The organism is Heyndrickxia sp. FSL W8-0496 (genome assembly GCF_038007825.1).
GTDB lineage: Bacteria > Bacillota > Bacilli > Bacillales > Bacillaceae_C > Heyndrickxia > Heyndrickxia oleronia.
Genome location: NZ_JBBOXX010000001.1, coordinates 78,423 through 98,805 on the forward strand (window position 1 = coordinate 78,423; position 20,383 = coordinate 98,805).

General features: G+C 44.2%; 9 protein-coding genes, 9 tRNA genes and 5 rRNA genes. All 23 read left to right on the forward strand.

What is annotated here, in order from left to right; all coding sequences use genetic code 11:
* The first annotated feature begins 9 nt into the window (after positions 1 to 9).
* The 23 genes from ftsH to NST63_RS00505 all read left to right on the forward strand — a co-directional run bounded on the left by ftsH (position 10) and on the right by NST63_RS00505 (position 20,325).
* Positions 10 to 2,013: an ATP-dependent zinc metalloprotease FtsH gene (gene ftsH / locus NST63_RS00395; RefSeq protein ID WP_058006074.1), complete on the forward strand. Its 2,004-nt coding sequence runs from the start codon at positions 10 to 12 to the stop codon at positions 2,011 to 2,013.
* A 458-nt stretch (positions 2,014 to 2,471) separates the two neighbouring features.
* Positions 2,472 to 3,242 (forward strand): type III pantothenate kinase, encoded by a 771-nt coding sequence (locus NST63_RS00400; RefSeq protein WP_058006073.1) that lies wholly within the window; start codon positions 2,472 to 2,474, stop codon positions 3,240 to 3,242.
* Between the two features lie 13 nt (positions 3,243 to 3,255).
* Positions 3,256 to 4,131: an Hsp33 family molecular chaperone HslO gene (gene hslO / locus NST63_RS00405; protein ID WP_212946511.1), complete on the forward strand. Its 876-nt coding sequence runs from the start codon at positions 3,256 to 3,258 to the stop codon at positions 4,129 to 4,131.
* Positions 4,132 to 4,433: 302 nt separating this feature from the next.
* Positions 4,434 to 5,360, forward strand: coding sequence for a cysteine synthase A (gene cysK / locus NST63_RS00410; protein ID WP_058006072.1), 927 nt, complete (start codon positions 4,434 to 4,436; stop codon positions 5,358 to 5,360).
* Between the two features lie 159 nt (positions 5,361 to 5,519).
* Positions 5,520 to 6,353 (forward strand): dihydropteroate synthase, encoded by an 834-nt coding sequence (gene folP, locus NST63_RS00415; RefSeq protein WP_341040993.1) that lies wholly within the window; start codon positions 5,520 to 5,522, stop codon positions 6,351 to 6,353.
* Complete coding sequence (gene folB, locus NST63_RS00420) at positions 6,346 to 6,714, forward strand: dihydroneopterin aldolase (protein ID WP_212946508.1); 369 nt, start codon at positions 6,346 to 6,348, stop codon at positions 6,712 to 6,714. The genes folP and folB overlap by 8 nt, the downstream gene beginning before the upstream one ends.
* Complete coding sequence (gene folK, locus NST63_RS00425; protein ID WP_212946506.1) at positions 6,707 to 7,195, forward strand: 2-amino-4-hydroxy-6-hydroxymethyldihydropteridine diphosphokinase; 489 nt, start codon at positions 6,707 to 6,709, stop codon at positions 7,193 to 7,195. Before folB ends, folK begins: the two co-directional genes overlap by 8 nt.
* Entirely contained in the window at positions 7,186 to 7,395 is a 210-nt protein-coding gene (locus NST63_RS00430) for a helix-turn-helix domain-containing protein (RefSeq protein ID WP_058006068.1), read from the forward strand. The genes folK and NST63_RS00430 overlap by 10 nt, the downstream gene beginning before the upstream one ends.
* 245 nt (positions 7,396 to 7,640) lie before the next feature.
* The gene (gene lysS / locus NST63_RS00435; RefSeq protein WP_058006067.1) at positions 7,641 to 9,128 is read left to right on the forward strand and encodes a lysine--tRNA ligase; all 1,488 of its coding nucleotides are present in this window, start codon (positions 7,641 to 7,643) and stop codon (positions 9,126 to 9,128) included.
* A 319-nt stretch (positions 9,129 to 9,447) separates the two neighbouring features.
* Positions 9,448 to 11,000 (forward strand): 16S ribosomal RNA (locus NST63_RS00440).
* A gap of 338 nt (positions 11,001 to 11,338) precedes the next feature.
* Positions 11,339 to 14,281: ribosomal RNA gene (locus NST63_RS00445) — 23S ribosomal RNA — on the forward strand.
* 70 nt (positions 14,282 to 14,351) lie between these two features.
* Positions 14,352 to 14,468, forward strand: a 5S ribosomal RNA gene (rrf, locus tag NST63_RS00450).
* Positions 14,469 to 14,476: 8 nt separating this feature from the next.
* A tRNA-Val gene (locus tag NST63_RS00455) sits at positions 14,477 to 14,552 on the forward strand.
* A 155-nt stretch (positions 14,553 to 14,707) separates the two neighbouring features.
* Positions 14,708 to 14,783 (forward strand) — tRNA-Thr (locus NST63_RS00460).
* Positions 14,784 to 14,796: 13 nt separating this feature from the next.
* Positions 14,797 to 14,872: transfer RNA gene (locus tag NST63_RS00465), tRNA-Lys, on the forward strand.
* A gap of 60 nt (positions 14,873 to 14,932) precedes the next feature.
* Positions 14,933 to 15,014 (forward strand) — tRNA-Leu (locus NST63_RS00470).
* Between the two features lie 15 nt (positions 15,015 to 15,029).
* A tRNA-Gly gene (locus NST63_RS00475) sits at positions 15,030 to 15,104 on the forward strand.
* Positions 15,105 to 15,114: 10 nt separating this feature from the next.
* Positions 15,115 to 15,200 (forward strand) — tRNA-Leu (locus NST63_RS00480).
* Positions 15,201 to 15,258: 58 nt separating this feature from the next.
* Positions 15,259 to 15,335, forward strand: a tRNA-Arg gene (locus NST63_RS00485).
* A gap of 4 nt (positions 15,336 to 15,339) precedes the next feature.
* Positions 15,340 to 15,416 (forward strand) — tRNA-Pro (locus NST63_RS00490).
* Between the two features lie 10 nt (positions 15,417 to 15,426).
* A tRNA-Ala gene (locus NST63_RS00495) sits at positions 15,427 to 15,502 on the forward strand.
* Between the two features lie 141 nt (positions 15,503 to 15,643).
* Positions 15,644 to 17,196 (forward strand): 16S ribosomal RNA (locus tag NST63_RS00500).
* A 186-nt stretch (positions 17,197 to 17,382) separates the two neighbouring features.
* Positions 17,383 to 20,325: ribosomal RNA gene (locus tag NST63_RS00505) — 23S ribosomal RNA — on the forward strand.
* The 16S, 23S and 5S rRNA genes sit together here with 9 tRNA genes alongside, the layout of an rRNA operon.
* Positions 20,326 to 20,383: the final 58 nt, after the last annotated feature.

The following is a 20,383-nucleotide window of genomic DNA, read 5'->3' on the forward strand; positions in this document are numbered from 1 at the left end:
AGGTAAGGAATGAGTAGAATTTTTAGAAATACCATCTTTTATGTATTACTCTTTCTAGTCCTTATTGGGATTGTTAGTTATTTTAACAATAACAATGAGTCAACAGAAAATATATCATATGATCAGTTTGTTTCTTACTTAGAAAAAGGGGAAGTAAACAGTGTCTCATTACAGCCAGAAAGAGGCGTATATGAAGCAAGAGGAGAATTAAAAGATAAAACTAAGTTTGTCACATATGTATTAAACAATCCCACTGCTTTAGATCGTATCGATCAAGTTGCGAAGGCAAAAGATGCTAAGGTAGAGAATATGCCAGCGAAAGAAACGAATGGTTGGGTGTCCTTTTTCACCTCCATTATTCCTTTTGTTATTATCTTTATCCTTTTCTTCTTCTTATTGAATCAGGCCCAAGGCGGCGGTGGCCGTGTAATGAACTTTGGGAAAAGTAAGGCAAAGCTTTACAATGATGATAAGAAAAAAGTCCGTTTTCGTGATGTAGCAGGAGCAGATGAAGAAAAACAAGAACTTGTAGAGGTAGTAGAATTTCTAAAAGATCCACGTAAATTCTCTGAATTAGGTGCAAGGATTCCTAAAGGAGTATTACTTGTTGGACCTCCAGGTACTGGTAAAACTTTATTAGCAAGAGCTGTAGCTGGTGAAGCGGGTGTTCCGTTCTTCTCCATAAGTGGTTCTGACTTCGTAGAAATGTTTGTTGGTGTCGGTGCTTCACGTGTTCGTGACCTATTTGAAAATGCGAAAAAGAATGCACCTTGTATCATTTTTATCGATGAAATTGATGCAGTTGGTCGTCAACGTGGAGCTGGTCTCGGTGGAGGTCATGATGAGCGTGAACAAACATTAAACCAATTACTTGTTGAGATGGATGGATTCGGAGCAAATGAAGGAATTATTATTGTGGCTGCAACCAATAGACCTGATATCCTTGACCCAGCATTATTGCGTCCAGGACGTTTCGACCGCCAAATCACTGTAGATCGTCCAGATGTTAATGGGCGAGAAGCTGTATTACGTGTCCATGCAAGAAATAAACCGCTAGATGGATCTGTAGATTTAAAAGCAATTGCACAAAGAACACCAGGCTTTTCTGGTGCTGATTTAGAAAACTTATTAAATGAAGCTGCACTAGTTGCTGCGAGACAAGATAAGAAGAAAATTGATATGACTGATGTAGATGAAGCAACGGACCGTGTGATTGCCGGACCGTCTAAGAAAAGTCGAGTTGTATCTCAAAAAGAAAGAAAAATTGTTGCTTTCCACGAAAGTGGTCATACCATTATCGGACTTGTTTTAGATGAGGCTGAGATGGTTCATAAGGTAACGATTGTACCTCGTGGTCAAGCTGGCGGATATGCGGTTATGTTACCGAAGGAAGACCGCTATTTAATGACTAAGCCTGAATTGCTTGACAAAATTACTGGTTTATTAGGTGGTCGTGTAGCAGAGGAAGTTACTTTTGGAGAAGTTTCTACAGGGGCATCCAATGATTTCCAACGCGCGACAAATATTGCTCGAAAAATGGTTACTGAATATGGTATGAGTGATAAACTTGGACCTTTACAGTTTGGCCAATCACAAGGTGGGCAAGTATTCCTAGGTAGAGATTTTAACAATGAGCAAAACTACTCTGATAAAATTGCTTATGAAATTGATACTGAAATTCAAGATATTATTAAAGAGTGTTATGAAAGAGCAAGAAAAATCATTCTTGAAAACCGTGAAAAGTTCACAATTATTGCTAACACATTATTAGAAGTTGAAACTTTAGATGCGGAACAAATCAAACATATTTATGATCATGGAACTTTACCAGATCGAAAAGCATCAACATTGGAAACACCTAAGTTAGATCAAGATGAATCAAAGGATTCATTAAAGGTGAATATCCAGAAGAAAGACGAAGAAGTAACGAAATCAGACGATGATAATCGACCTGAAAAGTTTGGGCCAACTGTGACTCCTGAACAGGATGATAATGAAAAGCCTAATGAATAAATATTTTTATAAAGGACATCGCTATTATGTAATAGCGATGTCTTTTTTTTAGATTCTTTTCTTATAATGATTTTTAAATAACAGAATTTAGGCGAGTAAATCCTCGGGTGTTAAAGCAGGCATTATGGCTTTTAGGAACAAAGTTCATGAAAACTGCATTTTATGATAAGGATAAGGCGGTAGTTGATTCAGTTCTTTCTGGATAAACTTCTAACTCTAAGAGGACAAATAACCTCTACACAGAGAAGTGCTTCCTTTGACATTTTTTTATCAAGTTGGCTTTTACATTAGCAAATCTCCCTTTTTATTTTCCTCTCTTTAGGAGTAGGAGCAGAGACTTTGTAGATTTCATTTGGATGAAAAAGTTATACGTTTATGTTTCATATGATTATTTATATCAATATAAATTATGGTATGATGTTGGCATGCAATTTAGATTAGGGTAAAGTGGTGAGCTTATGTTATTTGTTTTAGACGTAGGAAACACAAATATTGTATTGGGTGTATATGATCAAGATCAACTGAAGTTCCATTGGCGAGTGGAAACGAATCGACACAAATCAGAAGATGAGTATGCAATGGTCATAGGTGCATTATTTCAACATGTAGGGATTGAATTCAAAGATATTAATGGAATCATAATTTCAACTGTTGTTCCACCAATTATGTATACATTAGAAAGAATGTGTAATAAGTATTTTCATGTTAAACCATTAGTCGTTGGTCCTGGGATTAAAACAGGCCTTGATATTAAATACGAAAATCCACGTGAGGTAGGCGCTGACAGAATTGTAAATGCTGTCGCGGGAATTCAAGAATATGGTAGTCCGCTCATTATTGTAGATTTTGGTACTGCAACAACTTTTTGCTATATCAATGAGCATAGTCAATATATGGGGGGTGCCATTGCTCCTGGAATTGGTATTTCCGCTGAAGCATTGTATTCAAAGGCTGCTAAGCTTCCAAGAATTGAAATTGCAAGAACAGAAGGGGTTATTGGGAAAAACACTGTTGCTGCAATGCAAGCGGGGATTGTTTATGGTTATGTAGGACAAGTAGAAGGTATTGTAACACGCATGAAAGCAAACAGTAAAAAGGTACCTACCGTAATTGCAACAGGTGGGCATGCAAGTTTAATTGCCAATGAATCAAAGGCAATCGATATAGTTGATCCATTTCTAACATTAAAAGGCTTACGTTTAATTTATAAAAGAAATAAAAATGATTGAAGGGAAGTTAACAATGAGCGACTACTTAGTAAAAGCATTAGCATATAATAATCAAGTTCGCGCTTATGCAGTAAAAAGCACAGAGACGGTAGGAGAAGCTGTTCGCCGTCACTATACTTGGCCTACTGCATCAGCAGCTTTAGGACGTACGATGTCAGCAGGAGTCATGATGGGTGCGATGCTTAAAGGTGATGAGAAAATAACAGTTAAAATTGAAGGCAATGGTCCGATTGGTCCTATTCTAGTCGATAGTAATGCAAAAGGCGAAGTACGAGGATATGTTACCAATCCTCAGGTTCATTTTGACTTAAATGAAAAAGGAAAGCTAGATGTTAGAAGAGCAGTAGGAACTGAAGGGACATTGACAGTCGTAAAAGATTTAGGATTAAGAGAAAATTTCTCTGGTCAGGTTCCTATTGTTTCTGGTGAATTAGGTGAAGATTTTACTTATTACTTTGTGGCATCTGAACAAACACCTTCATCGGTTGGGGTAGGGGTATTAGTCAATCCTGATAATTCAATTTTAGCTTCAGGCGGATTTATTATCCAATTACTACCAGGTACAGAAGAACATGTTATTAATGATATTGAAAAAAGATTACAAGCAACGGAACCTATTTCAAAGCTGATTCAAAAAGGACTAAGTCCTGAAGAAATTCTTGAGAACATCTTAGGAAAAGACAATGTCAAGATATTAGAGAAGTTGCCGGTTCAATTTAAGTGTAATTGTTCAAAAGAACGCTTTGGTGCTGCTATCATTAGCTTAGGCAAAGAAGAAATTAAAGATATGATTGAAGAGGATGGAAAAGCTGAAGCACAATGTCATTTTTGTAATGAAAAATATGTATTTTCCAAAAATGAATTGGAAGAATTATTAGTAGAAGAATAGGGCTCATTTTAAAATTTATAGACCTGGGAATTGAAAACTCTTTAATCGTCATCCAGGAAATTTCGGAAAAGAATATTATTGAGAAAAGATATAAGACATGCGTTATTATGCCATTCAATACAAAATAGCCATATTATTTAATCAAAATATAGCAATAAACAAGGGATAAAAGACATAGGTTATAATGACTTATGTCTTTTTGGTTATGATAAAACTACTTTATCTTTGACTTTTTATCAATAAAATGTTAAATTTTAAATAATTAAACCAATAAAAATACTCGGAATTTGAGGTGGAGAGAAATGGCTCGTTTAGTAAATTCAATTGCCGAACTTGTTGGAGGAACACCGATTGTAAAGTTAAATCGACTAACTGATGAAAATCAAGCAGAGGTATATTTAAAGCTTGAGTACATGAATCCTGGAAGTAGTGTAAAGGATCGAATCGCTTTAGCAATGATCGAGACCGCTGAGAGAGAGGGGAAACTGCAACTAGGTGATACGATTGTTGAACCGACAAGCGGTAATACTGGGATAGGACTTGCGATGATTGCTGCTGCTAAAGGATATAAAGCAGTATTAGTTATGCCAGAGACGATGAGTATGGAACGTAGAAATCTCCTTCGAGCATATGGCGCGCAGTTAGTGTTAACACCAGGTTCTGAAGGGATGAATGGTGCAGTTCGAAAGGCGGAAGAATTAGCAAAAGAAAATGGATACTTTATGCCTCAACAATTTAAAAATGAAGCAAATCCAGAAATCCATCGTTTAACAACTGGAAGGGAAATTGTCGAGCAGATGGGTGAACAATTAGATGCGTTTGTATCTGGAATTGGAACAGGAGGAACGATCTCAGGTTCTGGTCAAGTTTTAAGAGAGGCGTATCCGAATATCAAAATATATGCTGTAGAACCAAAGGACTCTCCGATTCTTGCAGGTGGAAAGCCAGGTCCGCATAAGCTTCAGGGTCTTGGGGCTAATTTTGTACCGGATACATTAAATAGAGAGATTTATGACGAAATTATTCATGTCGGAACGGAAGAAGCTTTCGAAGCATCTCGAAGAGTAGCTAGAGAGGAAGGAATCTTAGGTGGGATCTCAGCAGGTGCGGCAATTCATGCTGCCTTGAAAGTAGCTTCTGAACTAGGTAAGGGTAAAAAAGTAGTAGCAATCATACCAGATAATGGTGAACGATATTTAAGTACAAATTTGTATCAATTTGAAGATTAATAAATTTGCTAGCTAAATAGTGATTTTTATTAATGGAAAGGCATTCGGAAAACCCGTCTGCCTTTTTTTCTGTCGATAAATGGCGAAACGGGTTGTAGAATATAACAATTAAGCGTTAGACTGTAAATATAAAAGAATATGTGTTGGAAGGAGAAGAATATGGGGCGAGTTTTACAATGTAAGTCATACCAATTAGATTATGAAAATAAAACATTAATTATGGGTATTTTGAATGCTACCCCGGATTCATTTTCCGATGGTGGAAAGTTTAATCATATAGAAAAAGCAATACAGCATGCTAAGCAAATGGTTGAAGATGGAGCAGATATCATCGATGTAGGTGGAGAATCAACTAGACCAGGTTATGCTACGGTTGAAGTGGAGGAAGAAATCTCGAGGGTTGTTCCTGTCATAAAAGAAATTTCAAAAATCGTGAATGTACCGATATCCATTGATACCTATAAGGCAGAAACAGCAAGGCAAGCAATCCTTGCAGGTGCACATATCATTAATGATATATGGGGAGCGAAAAAGGATCCTGAAATTGCTGATGTTGCCGCGAATTACGATGTTCCAATTATTCTCATGCATAATAGAGAAAATTTAGATTATCAGGACTTTATTAGAGATGTATTAAATGATCTCTATGAAAGTATATCAATTGCCAAAAAAGCTGGTGTAAAGGATGAACGTATTATTCTAGATCCTGGCATAGGGTTTGCCAAGGATTTAAAACAAAATATAGAAATGATGAAAAACCTAGATAAGTTAGTTGGTCTTGGATATCCAGTTTTATTAGGAACATCTAGAAAATCTATGATTGGACAAGTGATGAATTTACCTGTAGATGAAAGGATGGAAGCGACGGGAGCTACTATTTGCTATGGTTTGGAGAAGGGGTGCCAAATGATGAGAGTGCATGATGTAAAAGAGATAAGTAGAATGACAAAAATGATGGATGTGCTAGTAGGTAAAGGTGAGCTAAATGGATAAAATTTATTTGAATAATATGGAATTCTATGGTTATCACGGCGTATTACCGGAAGAGACTCGCTTAGGGCAAAGGTTTCGTGTTACCTTAGTGTTAGAATTAGATTTACAAAAAGCGGGGAAAACGGATCATTTAAACGATACAGTTAGCTATGCTGAGGTATATGAATGCTGTAAAGCGGTTGTTGAAGGCAAACCTTATCAATTATTAGAAGCAGTTGCAGAAGAGATTTCTAAGGTCATTTTAAATGGATTCCCAACCGTTCATCAAGTAACTATTCAAGTGGTTAAACCAGATCCTCCAATTCCTGGACACTACCAATCAGTTGCGGTGGAGATTACAAGAGGACAAATAAATGATTAATATTGCATTTATCTCATTAGGATCTAATATTGAAGATAGAGCACGGCATTTGCAGGATGCTTGTAGTTTCCTTAATCAAGATATTAAAATAAATGTACTAGCAAGTTCATCCATATATGAAACCGATCCGGTAGGATATACAGATCAAGGTAAATTTTTGAATATTGTCTTGAAGGTAGAAACAGATCTTACTGCAGAACAACTGCTTGAAAAGTGCTTAAATATTGAACAGGAATTGGGGAGAATTAGGGAATTTAGATGGGGGCCAAGGACGATTGACCTTGACATTTTACTTTTTAATAACGAAAATATTGAAACAGAGAGGTTAATTGTGCCTCATCCACGGATGCATGAAAGAGCATTTGTTTTAGTACCGTTAATAGAGATTGATCCAACCATTCAATTACCAAATGCAACAACCCCGTTGCATCAAATTCTAGACGAAATACCTGATAAAGAAGGAGTTCGCTTATGGAGATAGATAAATGGGGAAGACGGATTCGAGCTTTTCGAAAATTAAAAGGTTATACTCAAGAAAGTCTTGCGAAGGAATTGCACATATCTGTATCTATTTTAGGAGAAATTGAAAGAGGGAGCCGTTTGCCTTCTGAGGAATTTCTAGAAAGTGTCGCCAGTTTACTTGGAATTACTGTGGAGGATCTAACTCCTGTAGATAAATAATGATGATTGACGCGCTGAACTTGTTAGTCCACTTCCTCCTTTTATAGAAGGAGTAGAATCAGGTGTCATAAAGGTTAGCTAATTTTCGAAATAAAACTACCAGTATCTCTGGTGGTTTTTTCATACATAATATGGAATGAATTTTAGATAAACATTTAGGATGTCTGAAAATGTGAAATTGTGTACAATAATAAAGTATAATGATAGGAATAAGAGTTTTAAAATATAGGATGGAGTGACAATAAATGAGTTTTGAGGAATTGAATGACCAATTACAGGTTAGAAGAGAAAAAATGAATTCTATCCGTGAAAATGGAATGGATCCTTTTGGTAAACGCTTTGATCGGACACATAATACACAGCAGATAAAAGAACAGTATGAAGAATTTACAAAAGAGGACCTAGATGAAAAGGATGTTTCTGTAACGATTGCTGGTCGTATTATGACTAAGAGAGGTAAAGGAAAAGCTGGTTTTGCTCATGTGCAAGATTTAAACGGCCAAATTCAAATATATGTGCGTAAAGATACAGTGGGAGAAGAGCAGTATGAGTTATTCGATACTGTTGATCTTGGTGATATTGTAGGTATATCAGGAACTGTATTCAAAACAAAAGTTGGAGAACTATCAATTAAAGTAAAAGAATTTACATTATTAACAAAATCACTTCGTCCATTACCTGATAAATTTCATGGGTTAAAGGATATTGAACAACGTTATCGTCAAAGATATCTTGATTTAATTATGAGTGAAGAAAGTAAACGGACTTTTATCACTCGAAGCTTAATTATTCAGTCAATGAGACGATATTTAGATCAGCATGGGTACCTAGAGGTAGAAACGCCAATGATGCATGCTATAGCGGGTGGAGCGTCAGCAAGACCGTTTATTACCCATCATAATGCATTGGATATGCCTTTATATATGCGTATTGCTATTGAATTGCATCTAAAACGTCTAATTGTAGGTGGACTAGAAAAAGTCTATGAAATTGGACGAGTATTCCGTAATGAAGGTGTATCAACAAGGCATAATCCAGAATTCACTATGATTGAATTGTATGAAGCATATGCAGATTATAAGGATATTATGAAATTAACAGAGAATTTAGTAGCACATATTGCTAAAGAAGTTCTTGGGACGACAACAATCCAATATGGAGATAATGAGGTAAATCTTGAACCTGAATGGCGTCGACTTCATATGGTGGATGCAGTAAAAGAATATACAGGTGTAGATTTTTGGAATGTTACTACTGTTGAAGAGGCTCGTCAGTTAGCAAATGAACATGGTATTGAGATAACTAAGCACATGCAATATGGACATATTGTAAATGAGTTCTTTGAACAAAAGGTTGAAGAAAGATTAATTCAGCCAACATTTATTTACGGTCATCCAGTAGAAATATCTCCATTAGCTAAGAAAAATGATGAAGATCCACGCTTTACTGATCGTTTTGAGTTGTTTATTGTCGGTCGTGAGCATGCAAATGCATTTACAGAGTTAAATGATCCAATTGATCAACGCGAACGCTTTGAGGCTCAATTAAAGGAACGTGAGCAAGGAAATGATGAAGCTCATCAAATGGATGATGATTTTATTGAAGCACTAGAATATGGAATGCCTCCAACAGGTGGACTAGGAATCGGTATTGATCGACTTGTAATGCTATTAACGAATTCAGCTTCCATTCGCGATGTATTATTATTCCCAACGATGAAGCATCGTGACTAAAAATAGAGCTCTTCTCTTTTATGAGAAGAGCTTTATTTTTAGAAATTGAATATGATATTTTAGTATAATAATTTTTTATTAAAAAAAAGAGAAAAAAACTGTTGCAACATCAAAAAAAAGGTGGTATATTATTATTCGTTGCCCCACAAGAGGACAACGAAGCTTGAAAAAGAAAATAAAAAAGTTGTTGACAATAGTGATTTTAATAAGTATAATATAAAAGTCGCTGAGAAAAAACAGCAACGATTGATCTTTGAAAACTGAACAAAACGAAACGTCAATGAATTACTTTTATTTATAAAGAGCTATATCAAACATCTTTTTGGAGAGTTTGATCCTGGCTCAGGACGAACGCTGGCGGCGTGCCTAATACATGCAAGTCGAGCGAATCTGATGGGAGCTTGCTCCCTGATGATTAGCGGCGGACGGGTGAGTAACACGTGGGTAACCTGCCTGTAAGACTGGGATAACTCCGGGAAACCGGGGCTAATACCGGATAACTTTTTCCTTCGCATGAAGGAGAATTGAAAGATGGCTCCGGCTATCACTTACAGATGGACCCGCGGCGCATTAGCTAGTTGGTGAGGTAACGGCTCACCAAGGCGACGATGCGTAGCCGACTTGAGAGGGTGATCGGCCACACTGGGACTGAGACACGGCCCAGACTCCTACGGGAGGCAGCAGTAGGGAATCTTCCGCAATGGACGAAAGTCTGACGGAGCAACGCCGCGTGAGTGATGAAGGTTTTCGGATCGTAAAACTCTGTTGTTAGGGAAGAACAAGTATCGTTCGAATAGGGCGGTACCTTGACGGTACCTAACCAGAAAGCCACGGCTAACTACGTGCCAGCAGCCGCGGTAATACGTAGGTGGCAAGCGTTGTCCGGAATTATTGGGCGTAAAGCGCGCGCAGGCGGTTTCTTAAGTCTGATGTGAAATCTTGCGGCTCAACCGCAAGCGGCCATTGGAAACTGGGAGACTTGAGTGCAGAAGAGGAGAGTGGAATTCCACGTGTAGCGGTGAAATGCGTAGAGATGTGGAGGAACACCAGTGGCGAAGGCGACTCTCTGGTCTGTAACTGACGCTGAGGCGCGAAAGCGTGGGGAGCGAACAGGATTAGATACCCTGGTAGTCCACGCCGTAAACGATGAGTGCTAAGTGTTAGAGGGTTTCCGCCCTTTAGTGCTGCAGCTAACGCATTAAGCACTCCGCCTGGGGAGTACGGCCGCAAGGCTGAAACTCAAAGGAATTGACGGGGGCCCGCACAAGCGGTGGAGCATGTGGTTTAATTCGAAGCAACGCGAAGAACCTTACCAGGTCTTGACATCCTCTTGACCTCCCTAGAGATAGGGATTTCCCTTCGGGGACAGGAGTGACAGGTGGTGCATGGTTGTCGTCAGCTCGTGTCGTGAGATGTTGGGTTAAGTCCCGCAACGAGCGCAACCCTTGACCTTAGTTGCCAGCATTTAGTTGGGCACTCTAAGGTGACTGCCGGTGACAAACCGGAGGAAGGTGGGGATGACGTCAAATCATCATGCCCCTTATGACCTGGGCTACACACGTGCTACAATGGATGGTACAAAGGGCTGCAAGACCGCGAGGTTTAGCCAATCCCATAAAACCATTCTCAGTTCGGATTGTAGGCTGCAACTCGCCTACATGAAGCCGGAATCGCTAGTAATCGCGGATCAGCATGCCGCGGTGAATACGTTCCCGGGCCTTGTACACACCGCCCGTCACACCACGAGAGTTTGTAACACCCGAAGTCGGTGAGGTAACCTTTTGGAGCCAGCCGCCGAAGGTGGGACAGATGATTGGGGTGAAGTCGTAACAAGGTAGCCGTATCGGAAGGTGCGGCTGGATCACCTCCTTTCTAAGGAATATGGAAAACCACTTACGTGGTTCAGACGTCTTCTGTTTTGTTCAGTTTTGAAGGTTCAATCCTTCAAAAAATGTCCATTGGATTTCTTGTTTAAAAGATTCTAATGACATAAAAATATAATTGCTCCTGCGGCAATGCATATTCGAGGATGATTAGGTTCACCTCGGAGCAAGGCAGCACGAAGCAAACGCTCTGATGATTAATCATGATGTGATTGAAATCAGTAGCCTTGTTCTTTGAAAACTAGATAATATAAGAAGTAACCAAGTAATAACCGAGAATCGCCACTTTATGGATGAATCCATTAAGTAGTTTTAAATAACCTTTTAGGTTAAGTTAGTAAGGGCGCACGGTGAATGCCTTGGCACTAGGAGCCGATGAAGGACGGGACTAACACCGATATGCTTCGGGGAGCTGTAAGCGAGCTTTGATCCGGAGATTTCCGAATGGGGGAACCCACTGCCCGTAATGGGGTAGTATCCTTGCTTGAATACATAGAGTAAGGAAGGCAGACCCGGGGAACTGAAACATCTAAGTACCCGGAGGAAGAGAAAGCAATTGCGATTTCCTGAGTAGCGGCGAGCGAAACGGAAGAAGCCCAAACCAAGAGGCTTGCCTCTTGGGGTTGTAGGACACTCTATACGGAGTTACAAAGGAACGGAGTAGATGAAGAGGTCTGGAAAGGCCCGTCAAAGAAGGTAACAACCCTGTAGTTGAAACTTCGTTCCCTCCAGAGTGGATCCTGAGTACGGCGGGACACGTGAAATCCCGTCGGAAGCAGGGAGGACCATCTCCCAAGGCTAAATACTCCCTAGTGACCGATAGTGAACCAGTACCGTGAGGGAAAGGTGAAAAGCACCCCGGGAGGGGAGTGAAAGAGAACCTGAAACCGTGTGCCTACAAGTAGTTAGAGCCCTATGCTTTATGCAGGGTGATAGCGTGCCTTTTGTAGAATGAACCGGCGAGTTACGATTTCATGCAAGGTTAAGCTGAAGAGGCGGAGCCGCAGCGAAAGCGAGTCTGAATAGGGCGATTAAGTATGAGGTCGTAGACCCGAAACCAGGTGATCTACCCATGTCCAGGGTGAAGGTAAGGTAACACTTACTGGAGGCCCGAACCCACGCACGTTGAAAAGTGCGGGGATGAGGTGTGGGTAGCGGAGAAATTCCAATCGAACTTGGAGATAGCTGGTTCTCTCCGAAATAGCTTTAGGGCTAGCCTTAAGGTAAGAGTCTTGGAGGTAGAGCACTGTTTGGACTAGGGGCCCTCATCGGGTTACCGAATTCAGACAAACTCCGAATGCCAATGACTTATCCTTAGGAGTCAGACTGCGAGTGATAAGATCCGTAGTCAAGAGGGAAACAGCCCAGACCACCAGCTAAGGTCCCAAAGTATACGTTAAGTGGAAAAGGATGTGGAGTTGCTTAGACAACCAGGATGTTGGCTTAGAAGCAGCCACCATTTAAAGAGTGCGTAATAGCTCACTGGTCGAGTGACTCTGCGCCGAAAATGTACCGGGGCTAAACGTATCACCGAAGCTGTGGATGGACACCGTCAGGTGTCCGTGGTAGGAGAGCGTTCTAAGGGCTGCGAAGCTAGACCGTAAGGACTGGTGGAGCGCTTAGAAGTGAGAATGCCGGTATGAGTAGCGAAAGAAGGGTGAGAATCCCTTCCACCGAATGCCTAAGGTTTCCTGAGGAAGGCTCGTCCGCTCAGGGTTAGTCGGGACCTAAGCCGAGGCCGAAAGGCGTAGGCGATGGACAACAGGTTGATATTCCTGTACCACCTCTTCACCGTTTGAACGATGGGGGGACGCAGGAGGATAGGGTAAGCGCACTGCTGGAATAGTGCGTCCAAGCAGTTAGAGGGGTGACGAGGCAAATCCCGTCACCAGATACCTTGAGCTGTGATGGCGAGGGAAATTTAGTACCGAAGTTCCTGATTCCACACTGCCTAGAAAATCCTCTAGTGAGGTGAAAGGTGCCCGTACCGCAAACCGACACAGGTAGGCGAGGAGAGAATCCTAAGGTGAGCGAGAGAACTCTCGTTAAGGAACTCGGCAAAATGACCCCGTAACTTCGGGAGAAGGGGTGCTCTGTTAGGGTGCAAGCCCGAGAGAGCCGCAGTGAATAGGCCCAGGCGACTGTTTAGCAAAAACACAGGTCTCTGCGAAGCCGTAAGGCGAAGTATAGGGGCTGACGCCTGCCCGGTGCTGGAAGGTTAAGAGGAGAGGTTAGTCGCAAGACGAAGCTTTGAATTGAAGCCCCAGTAAACGGCGGCCGTAACTATAACGGTCCTAAGGTAGCGAAATTCCTTGTCAGGTAAGTTCTGACCCGCACGAAAGGCGCAACGATCTGGGCACTGTCTCAACGAGAGACTCGGTGAAATTATAGTACCTGTGAAGATGCAGGTTACCCGCGACAGGACGGAAAGACCCCGTGGAGCTTTACTGCAGCTTGATATTGAATTTTGGTACAGCTTGTACAGGATAGGTAGGAGCCTTTGAAGCCGGAGCGCCAGCTTCGGTGGAGGCATCGGTGGGATACTACCCTGGCTGTATTGAAATTCTAACCCGCACCCCTGAATCGGGGTGGGAGACAGTGTCAGGCAGGCAGTTTGACTGGGGCGGTCGCCTCCTAAAAGGTAACGGAGGCGCCCAAAGGTTCCCTCAGAATGGTTGGAAATCATTCGCAGAGTGTAAAGGCACAAGGGAGCTTGACTGCGAGACCTACAAGTCGAGCAGGGACGAAAGTCGGGCTTAGTGATCCGGTGGTTCCGCATGGAAGGGCCATCGCTCAACGGATAAAAGCTACCCCGGGGATAACAGGCTTATCTCCCCCAAGAGTCCACATCGACGGGGAGGTTTGGCACCTCGATGTCGGCTCATCGCATCCTGGGGCTGTAGTCGGTCCCAAGGGTTGGGCTGTTCGCCCATTAAAGCGGTACGCGAGCTGGGTTCAGAACGTCGTGAGACAGTTCGGTCCCTATCCGTCGTGGGCGTAGGAAATTTGAGAGGAGCTGTCCTTAGTACGAGAGGACCGGGATGGACGCACCGCTGGTGTACCAGTTGTCTTGCCAAAGGCATCGCTGGGTAGCTATGTGCGGAAGGGATAAGTGCTGAAAGCATCTAAGCATGAAGCCCCCCTCAAGATGAGATTTCCCTTAGTTTATCTAAATAAGATCCCTGAAAGATGATCAGGTTGATAGGTTCGAGGTGGAAGTGTGGCGACACATGGAGCTGACGAATACTAATAGATCGAAGACTTATCCTAATTTGATTTAAGGTTATTACACTTCTTTATATATCTAGTTTTGAGGGAATAAACCCTTAACAAAATATAGTCTGGTAATTATGGCAAGAAGGTCACACCCGTTCCCATCCCGAACACGGAAGTTAAGCTTCTTAGCGCCGATGGTAGTTGGGGGCTCTCCCCCTGCAAGAGTAGGACGTTGCCAGGCGTTTTTTTGGAGGATTAGCTCAGCTGGGAGAGCACCTGCCTTACAAGCAGGGGGTCGGCGGTTCGATCCCGTCATCCTCCACCATATATAATGCCGGCCTAGCTCAATTGGTAGAGCACGACCGAATAAACTACTTTGAAATACATCAGCGTACAGCTTGAGCTGCTGCTTGAATAAGCAAACTGAAAGCTGGACGACTATTATAACTAATCTCTGCTTGGGGATTATAATATACTAATGCCGGCCTAGCTCAATTGGTAGAGCAACTGACTTGTAATCAGTAGGTTGGGGGTTCAAGTCCTCTGGCCGGCACCACTCAGGTCATTACGAGCCATTAGCTCAGTTGGTAGAGCATCTGACTTTTAATCAGAGGGTCGAAGGTTCGAGTCCTTCATGGCTCACCATTGTTTTTTGTAATGCTAAATAACTTATCTTTTTGTTAATCGAAAAACATTTTTCATAACGCGGGTGTGGCGGAATTGGCAGACGCACCAGACTTAGGATCTGGCGCCGCAAGGCGTGGGGGTTCGACTCCCTTCACCCGCATTATAAAATAAAGTCGCGGAAGTAGTTCAGTGGTAGAACACCACCTTGCCAAGGTGGGGGTCGCGGGTTCGAATCCCGTCTTCCGCTCCAAACAACCCTTGCCGGGGTGGCGGAACTGGCAGACGCACAGGACTTAAAATCCTGCGGTAGGTGACTACCGTACCGGTTCGATTCCGGTCCTCGGCATTTAGAATTTTTGCGCAGCAAAAGATTCTTCCATAAAATATCTTAAGATATAAATCATGCGCCCGTAGCTCAATTGGATAGAGCGTTTGACTACGGATCAAAAGGTTAGGGGTTCGACTCCTCTCGGGCGCGCCATGAACGGGAAGTAGCTCAGCTTGGTAGAGCACATGGTTTGGGACCATGGGGTCGCAGGTTCGAATCCTGTCTTCCCGACCATTATATAATTGGGGCCTTAGCTCAGCTGGGAGAGCGCCTGCTTTGCACGCAGGAGGTCAGCGGTTCGATCCCGCTAGGCTCCACCAAAAAAAGTGTTGACAACTTATTTTAAATGAGATATACTATAAAAGTTGTCGCTAAATGACTAAAGAAATTGATCTTTGAAAACTGAACAAAACGAAACGTCAATGAATTACTTTTATTTATAAAGAGCTATATCAAACATCTTTTTGGAGAGTTTGATCCTGGCTCAGGACGAACGCTGGCGGCGTGCCTAATACATGCAAGTCGAGCGAATCTGATGGGAGCTTGCTCCCTGATGATTAGCGGCGGACGGGTGAGTAACACGTGGGTAACCTGCCTGTAAGACTGGGATAACTCCGGGAAACCGGGGCTAATACCGGATAACTTTTTCCTTCGCATGAAGGAGAATTGAAAGATGGCTCCGGCTATCACTTACAGATGGACCCGCGGCGCATTAGCTAGTTGGTGAGGTAACGGCTCACCAAGGCGACGATGCGTAGCCGACTTGAGAGGGTGATCGGCCACACTGGGACTGAGACACGGCCCAGACTCCTACGGGAGGCAGCAGTAGGGAATCTTCCGCAATGGACGAAAGTCTGACGGAGCAACGCCGCGTGAGTGATGAAGGTTTTCGGATCGTAAAACTCTGTTGTTAGGGAAGAACAAGTATCGTTCGAATAGGGCGGTACCTTGACGGTACCTAACCAGAAAGCCACGGCTAACTACGTGCCAGCAGCCGCGGTAATACGTAGGTGGCAAGCGTTGTCCGGAATTATTGGGCGTAAAGCGCGCGCAGGCGGTTTCTTAAGTCTGATGTGAAATCTTGCGGCTCAACCGCAAGCGGCCATTGGAAACTGGGAGACTTGAGTGCAGAAGAGGAGAGTGGAATTCCACGTGTAGCGGTGAAATGCGTAGAGATGTGGAGGAACACCAGTGGCGAAGGCGACTCTCTGGTCTGTAACTGACGCTGAGGCGCGAAAGCGTGGGGAGCGAACAGGATTAGATACCCTGGTAGTCCACGCCGTAAACGATGAGTGCTAAGTGTTAGAGGGTTTCCGCCCTTTAGTGCTGCAGCTAACGCATTAAGCACTCCGCCTGGGGAGTACGGCCGCAAGGCTGAAACTCAAAGGAATTGACGGGGGCCCGCACAAGCGGTGGAGCATGTGGTTTAATTCGAAGCAACGCGAAGAACCTTACCAGGTCTTGACATCCTCTTGACCTCCCTAGAGATAGGGATTTCCCTTCGGGGACAGGAGTGACAGGTGGTGCATGGTTGTCGTCAGCTCGTGTCGTGAGATGTTGGGTTAAGTCCCGCAACGAGCGCAACCCTTGACCTTAGTTGCCAGCATTTAGTTGGGCACTCTAAGGTGACTGCCGGTGACAAACCGGAGGAAGGTGGGGATGACGTCAAATCATCATGCCCCTTATGACCTGGGCTACACACGTGCTACAATGGATGGTACAAAGGGCTGCAAGACCGCGAGGTTTAGCCAATCCCATAAAACCATTCTCAGTTCGGATTGTAGGCTGCAACTCGCCTACATGAAGCCGGAATCGCTAGTAATCGCGGATCAGCATGCCGCGGTGAATACGTTCCCGGGCCTTGTACACACCGCCCGTCACACCACGAGAGTTTGTAACACCCGAAGTCGGTGAGGTAACCTTTTGGAGCCAGCCGCCGAAGGTGGGACAGATGATTGGGGTGAAGTCGTAACAAGGTAGCCGTATCGGAAGGTGCGGCTGGATCACCTCCTTTCTAAGGAATATGGAAAACCACTTACGTGGTTCAGACGTCTTCTGTTTTGTTCAGTTTTGAAAGGTTAATCCTTTCAATAGATATGTTTGTTCTTTGAAAACTAGATAATATAAGAAGTAACCAAGTAATAACCGAGAATCGCCACTTTATGGATGAATCCATTAAGTAGTTTTAAATAACCTTTTAGGTTAAGTTAGTAAGGGCGCACGGTGAATGCCTTGGCACTAGGAGCCGATGAAGGACGGGACTAACACCGATATGCTTCGGGGAGCTGTAAGCGAGCTTTGATCCGGAGATTTCCGAATGGGGGAACCCACTGCCCGTAATGGGGTAGTATCCTTGCTTGAATACATAGAGTAAGGAAGGCAGACCCGGGGAACTGAAACATCTAAGTACCCGGAGGAAGAGAAAGCAATTGCGATTTCCTGAGTAGCGGCGAGCGAAACGGAAGAAGCCCAAACCAAGAGGCTTGCCTCTTGGGGTTGTAGGACACTCTATACGGAGTTACAAAGGAACGGAGTAGATGAAGAGGTCTGGAAAGGCCCGTCAAAGAAGGTAACAACCCTGTAGTTGAAACTTCGTTCCCTCCAGAGTGGATCCTGAGTACGGCGGGACACGTGAAATCCCGTCGGAAGCAGGGAGGACCATCTCCCAAGGCTAAATACTCCCTAGTGACCGATAGTGAACCAGTACCGTGAGGGAAAGGTGAAAAGCACCCCGGGAGGGGAGTGAAAGAGAACCTGAAACCGTGTGCCTACAAGTAGTTAGAGCCCTATGCTTTATGCAGGGTGATAGCGTGCCTTTTGTAGAATGAACCGGCGAGTTACGATTTCATGCAAGGTTAAGCTGAAGAGGCGGAGCCGCAGCGAAAGCGAGTCTGAATAGGGCGATTAAGTATGAGGTCGTAGACCCGAAACCAGGTGATCTACCCATGTCCAGGGTGAAGGTAAGGTAACACTTACTGGAGGCCCGAACCCACGCACGTTGAAAAGTGCGGGGATGAGGTGTGGGTAGCGGAGAAATTCCAATCGAACTTGGAGATAGCTGGTTCTCTCCGAAATAGCTTTAGGGCTAGCCTTAAGGTAAGAGTCTTGGAGGTAGAGCACTGTTTGGACTAGGGGCCCTCATCGGGTTACCGAATTCAGACAAACTCCGAATGCCAATGACTTATCCTTAGGAGTCAGACTGCGAGTGATAAGATCCGTAGTCAAGAGGGAAACAGCCCAGACCACCAGCTAAGGTCCCAAAGTATACGTTAAGTGGAAAAGGATGTGGAGTTGCTTAGACAACCAGGATGTTGGCTTAGAAGCAGCCACCATTTAAAGAGTGCGTAATAGCTCACTGGTCGAGTGACTCTGCGCCGAAAATGTACCGGGGCTAAACGTATCACCGAAGCTGTGGATGGACACCGTCAGGTGTCCGTGGTAGGAGAGCGTTCTAAGGGCTGCGAAGCTAGACCGTAAGGACTGGTGGAGCGCTTAGAAGTGAGAATGCCGGTATGAGTAGCGAAAGAAGGGTGAGAATCCCTTCCACCGAATGCCTAAGGTTTCCTGAGGAAGGCTCGTCCGCTCAGGGTTAGTCGGGACCTAAGCCGAGGCCGAAAGGCGTAGGCGATGGACAACAGGTTGATATTCCTGTACCACCTCTTCACCGTTTGAACGATGGGGGGACGCAGGAGGATAGGGTAAGCGCACTGCTGGAATAGTGCGTCCAAGCAGTTAGAGGGGTGACGAGGCAAATCCCGTCACCAGATACCTTGAGCTGTGATGGCGAGGGAAATTTAGTACCGAAGTTCCTGATTCCACACTGCCTAGAAAATCCTCTAGTGAGGTGAAAGGTGCCCGTACCGCAAACCGACACAGGTAGGCGAGGAGAGAATCCTAAGGTGAGCGAGAGAACTCTCGTTAAGGAACTCGGCAAAATGACCCCGTAACTTCGGGAGAAGGGGTGCTCTGTTAGGGTGCAAGCCCGAGAGAGCCGCAGTGAATAGGCCCAGGCGACTGTTTAGCAAAAACACAGGTCTCTGCGAAGCCGTAAGGCGAAGTATAGGGGCTGACGCCTGCCCGGTGCTGGAAGGTTAAGAGGAGAGGTTAGTCGCAAGACGAAGCTTTGAATTGAAGCCCCAGTAAACGGCGGCCGTAACTATAACGGTCCTAAGGTAGCGAAATTCCTTGTCAGGTAAGTTCTGACCCGCACGAAAGGCGCAACGATCTGGGCACTGTCTCAACGAGAGACTCGGTGAAATTATAGTACCTGTGAAGATGCAGGTTACCCGCGACAGGACGGAAAGACCCCGTGGAGCTTTACTGCAGCTTGATATTGAATTTTGGTACAGCTTGTACAGGATAGGTAGGAGCCTTTGAAGCCGGAGCGCCAGCTTCGGTGGAGGCATCGGTGGGATACTACCCTGGCTGTATTGAAATTCTAACCCGCACCCCTGAATCGGGGTGGGAGACAGTGTCAGGCAGGCAGTTTGACTGGGGCGGTCGCCTCCTAAAAGGTAACGGAGGCGCCCAAAGGTTCCCTCAGAATGGTTGGAAATCATTCGCAGAGTGTAAAGGCACAAGGGAGCTTGACTGCGAGACCTACAAGTCGAGCAGGGACGAAAGTCGGGCTTAGTGATCCGGTGGTTCCGCATGGAAGGGCCATCGCTCAACGGATAAAAGCTACCCCGGGGATAACAGGCTTATCTCCCCCAAGAGTCCACATCGACGGGGAGGTTTGGCACCTCGATGTCGGCTCATCGCATCCTGGGGCTGTAGTCGGTCCCAAGGGTTGGGCTGTTCGCCCATTAAAGCGGTACGCGAGCTGGGTTCAGAACGTCGTGAGACAGTTCGGTCCCTATCCGTCGTGGGCGTAGGAAATTTGAGAGGAGCTGTCCTTAGTACGAGAGGACCGGGATGGACGCACCGCTGGTGTACCAGTTGTCTTGCCAAAGGCATCGCTGGGTAGCTATGTGCGGAAGGGATAAGTGCTGAAAGCATCTAAGCATGAAGCCCCCCTCAAGATGAGATTTCCCTTAGTTTATCTAAATAAGATCCCTGAAAGATGATCAGGTTGATAGGTTCGAGGTGGAAGTGTGGCGACACATGGAGCTGACGAATACTAATAGATCGAAGACTTATCCTAATTTGATTTAAGGTTATTACACTTCTTTATATATCTAGTTTTGAGGGAATAAACCCTT

Coding starts and splice junctions, on each gene's coding strand:
- cysK (WP_058006072.1), top strand. CDS start 4,434: ATGGCTCGTTTAGTAAATTCAATTGCCGAACTTGTTGGAGGAACACCG.
- folP (WP_341040993.1), top strand. CDS start 5,520: ATGGGGCGAGTTTTACAATGTAAGTCATACCAATTAGATTATGAAAAT.
- lysS (WP_058006067.1), top strand. CDS start 7,641: ATGAGTTTTGAGGAATTGAATGACCAATTACAGGTTAGAAGAGAAAAA.
- folB (WP_212946508.1), top strand. CDS start 6,346: ATGGATAAAATTTATTTGAATAATATGGAATTCTATGGTTATCACGGC.
- hslO (WP_212946511.1), top strand. CDS start 3,256: ATGAGCGACTACTTAGTAAAAGCATTAGCATATAATAATCAAGTTCGC.
- NST63_RS00400 (WP_058006073.1), top strand. CDS start 2,472: ATGTTATTTGTTTTAGACGTAGGAAACACAAATATTGTATTGGGTGTA.
- ftsH (WP_058006074.1), top strand. CDS start 10: ATGAGTAGAATTTTTAGAAATACCATCTTTTATGTATTACTCTTTCTA.
- folK (WP_212946506.1), top strand. CDS start 6,707: ATGATTAATATTGCATTTATCTCATTAGGATCTAATATTGAAGATAGA.
- NST63_RS00430 (WP_058006068.1), top strand. CDS start 7,186: ATGGAGATAGATAAATGGGGAAGACGGATTCGAGCTTTTCGAAAATTA.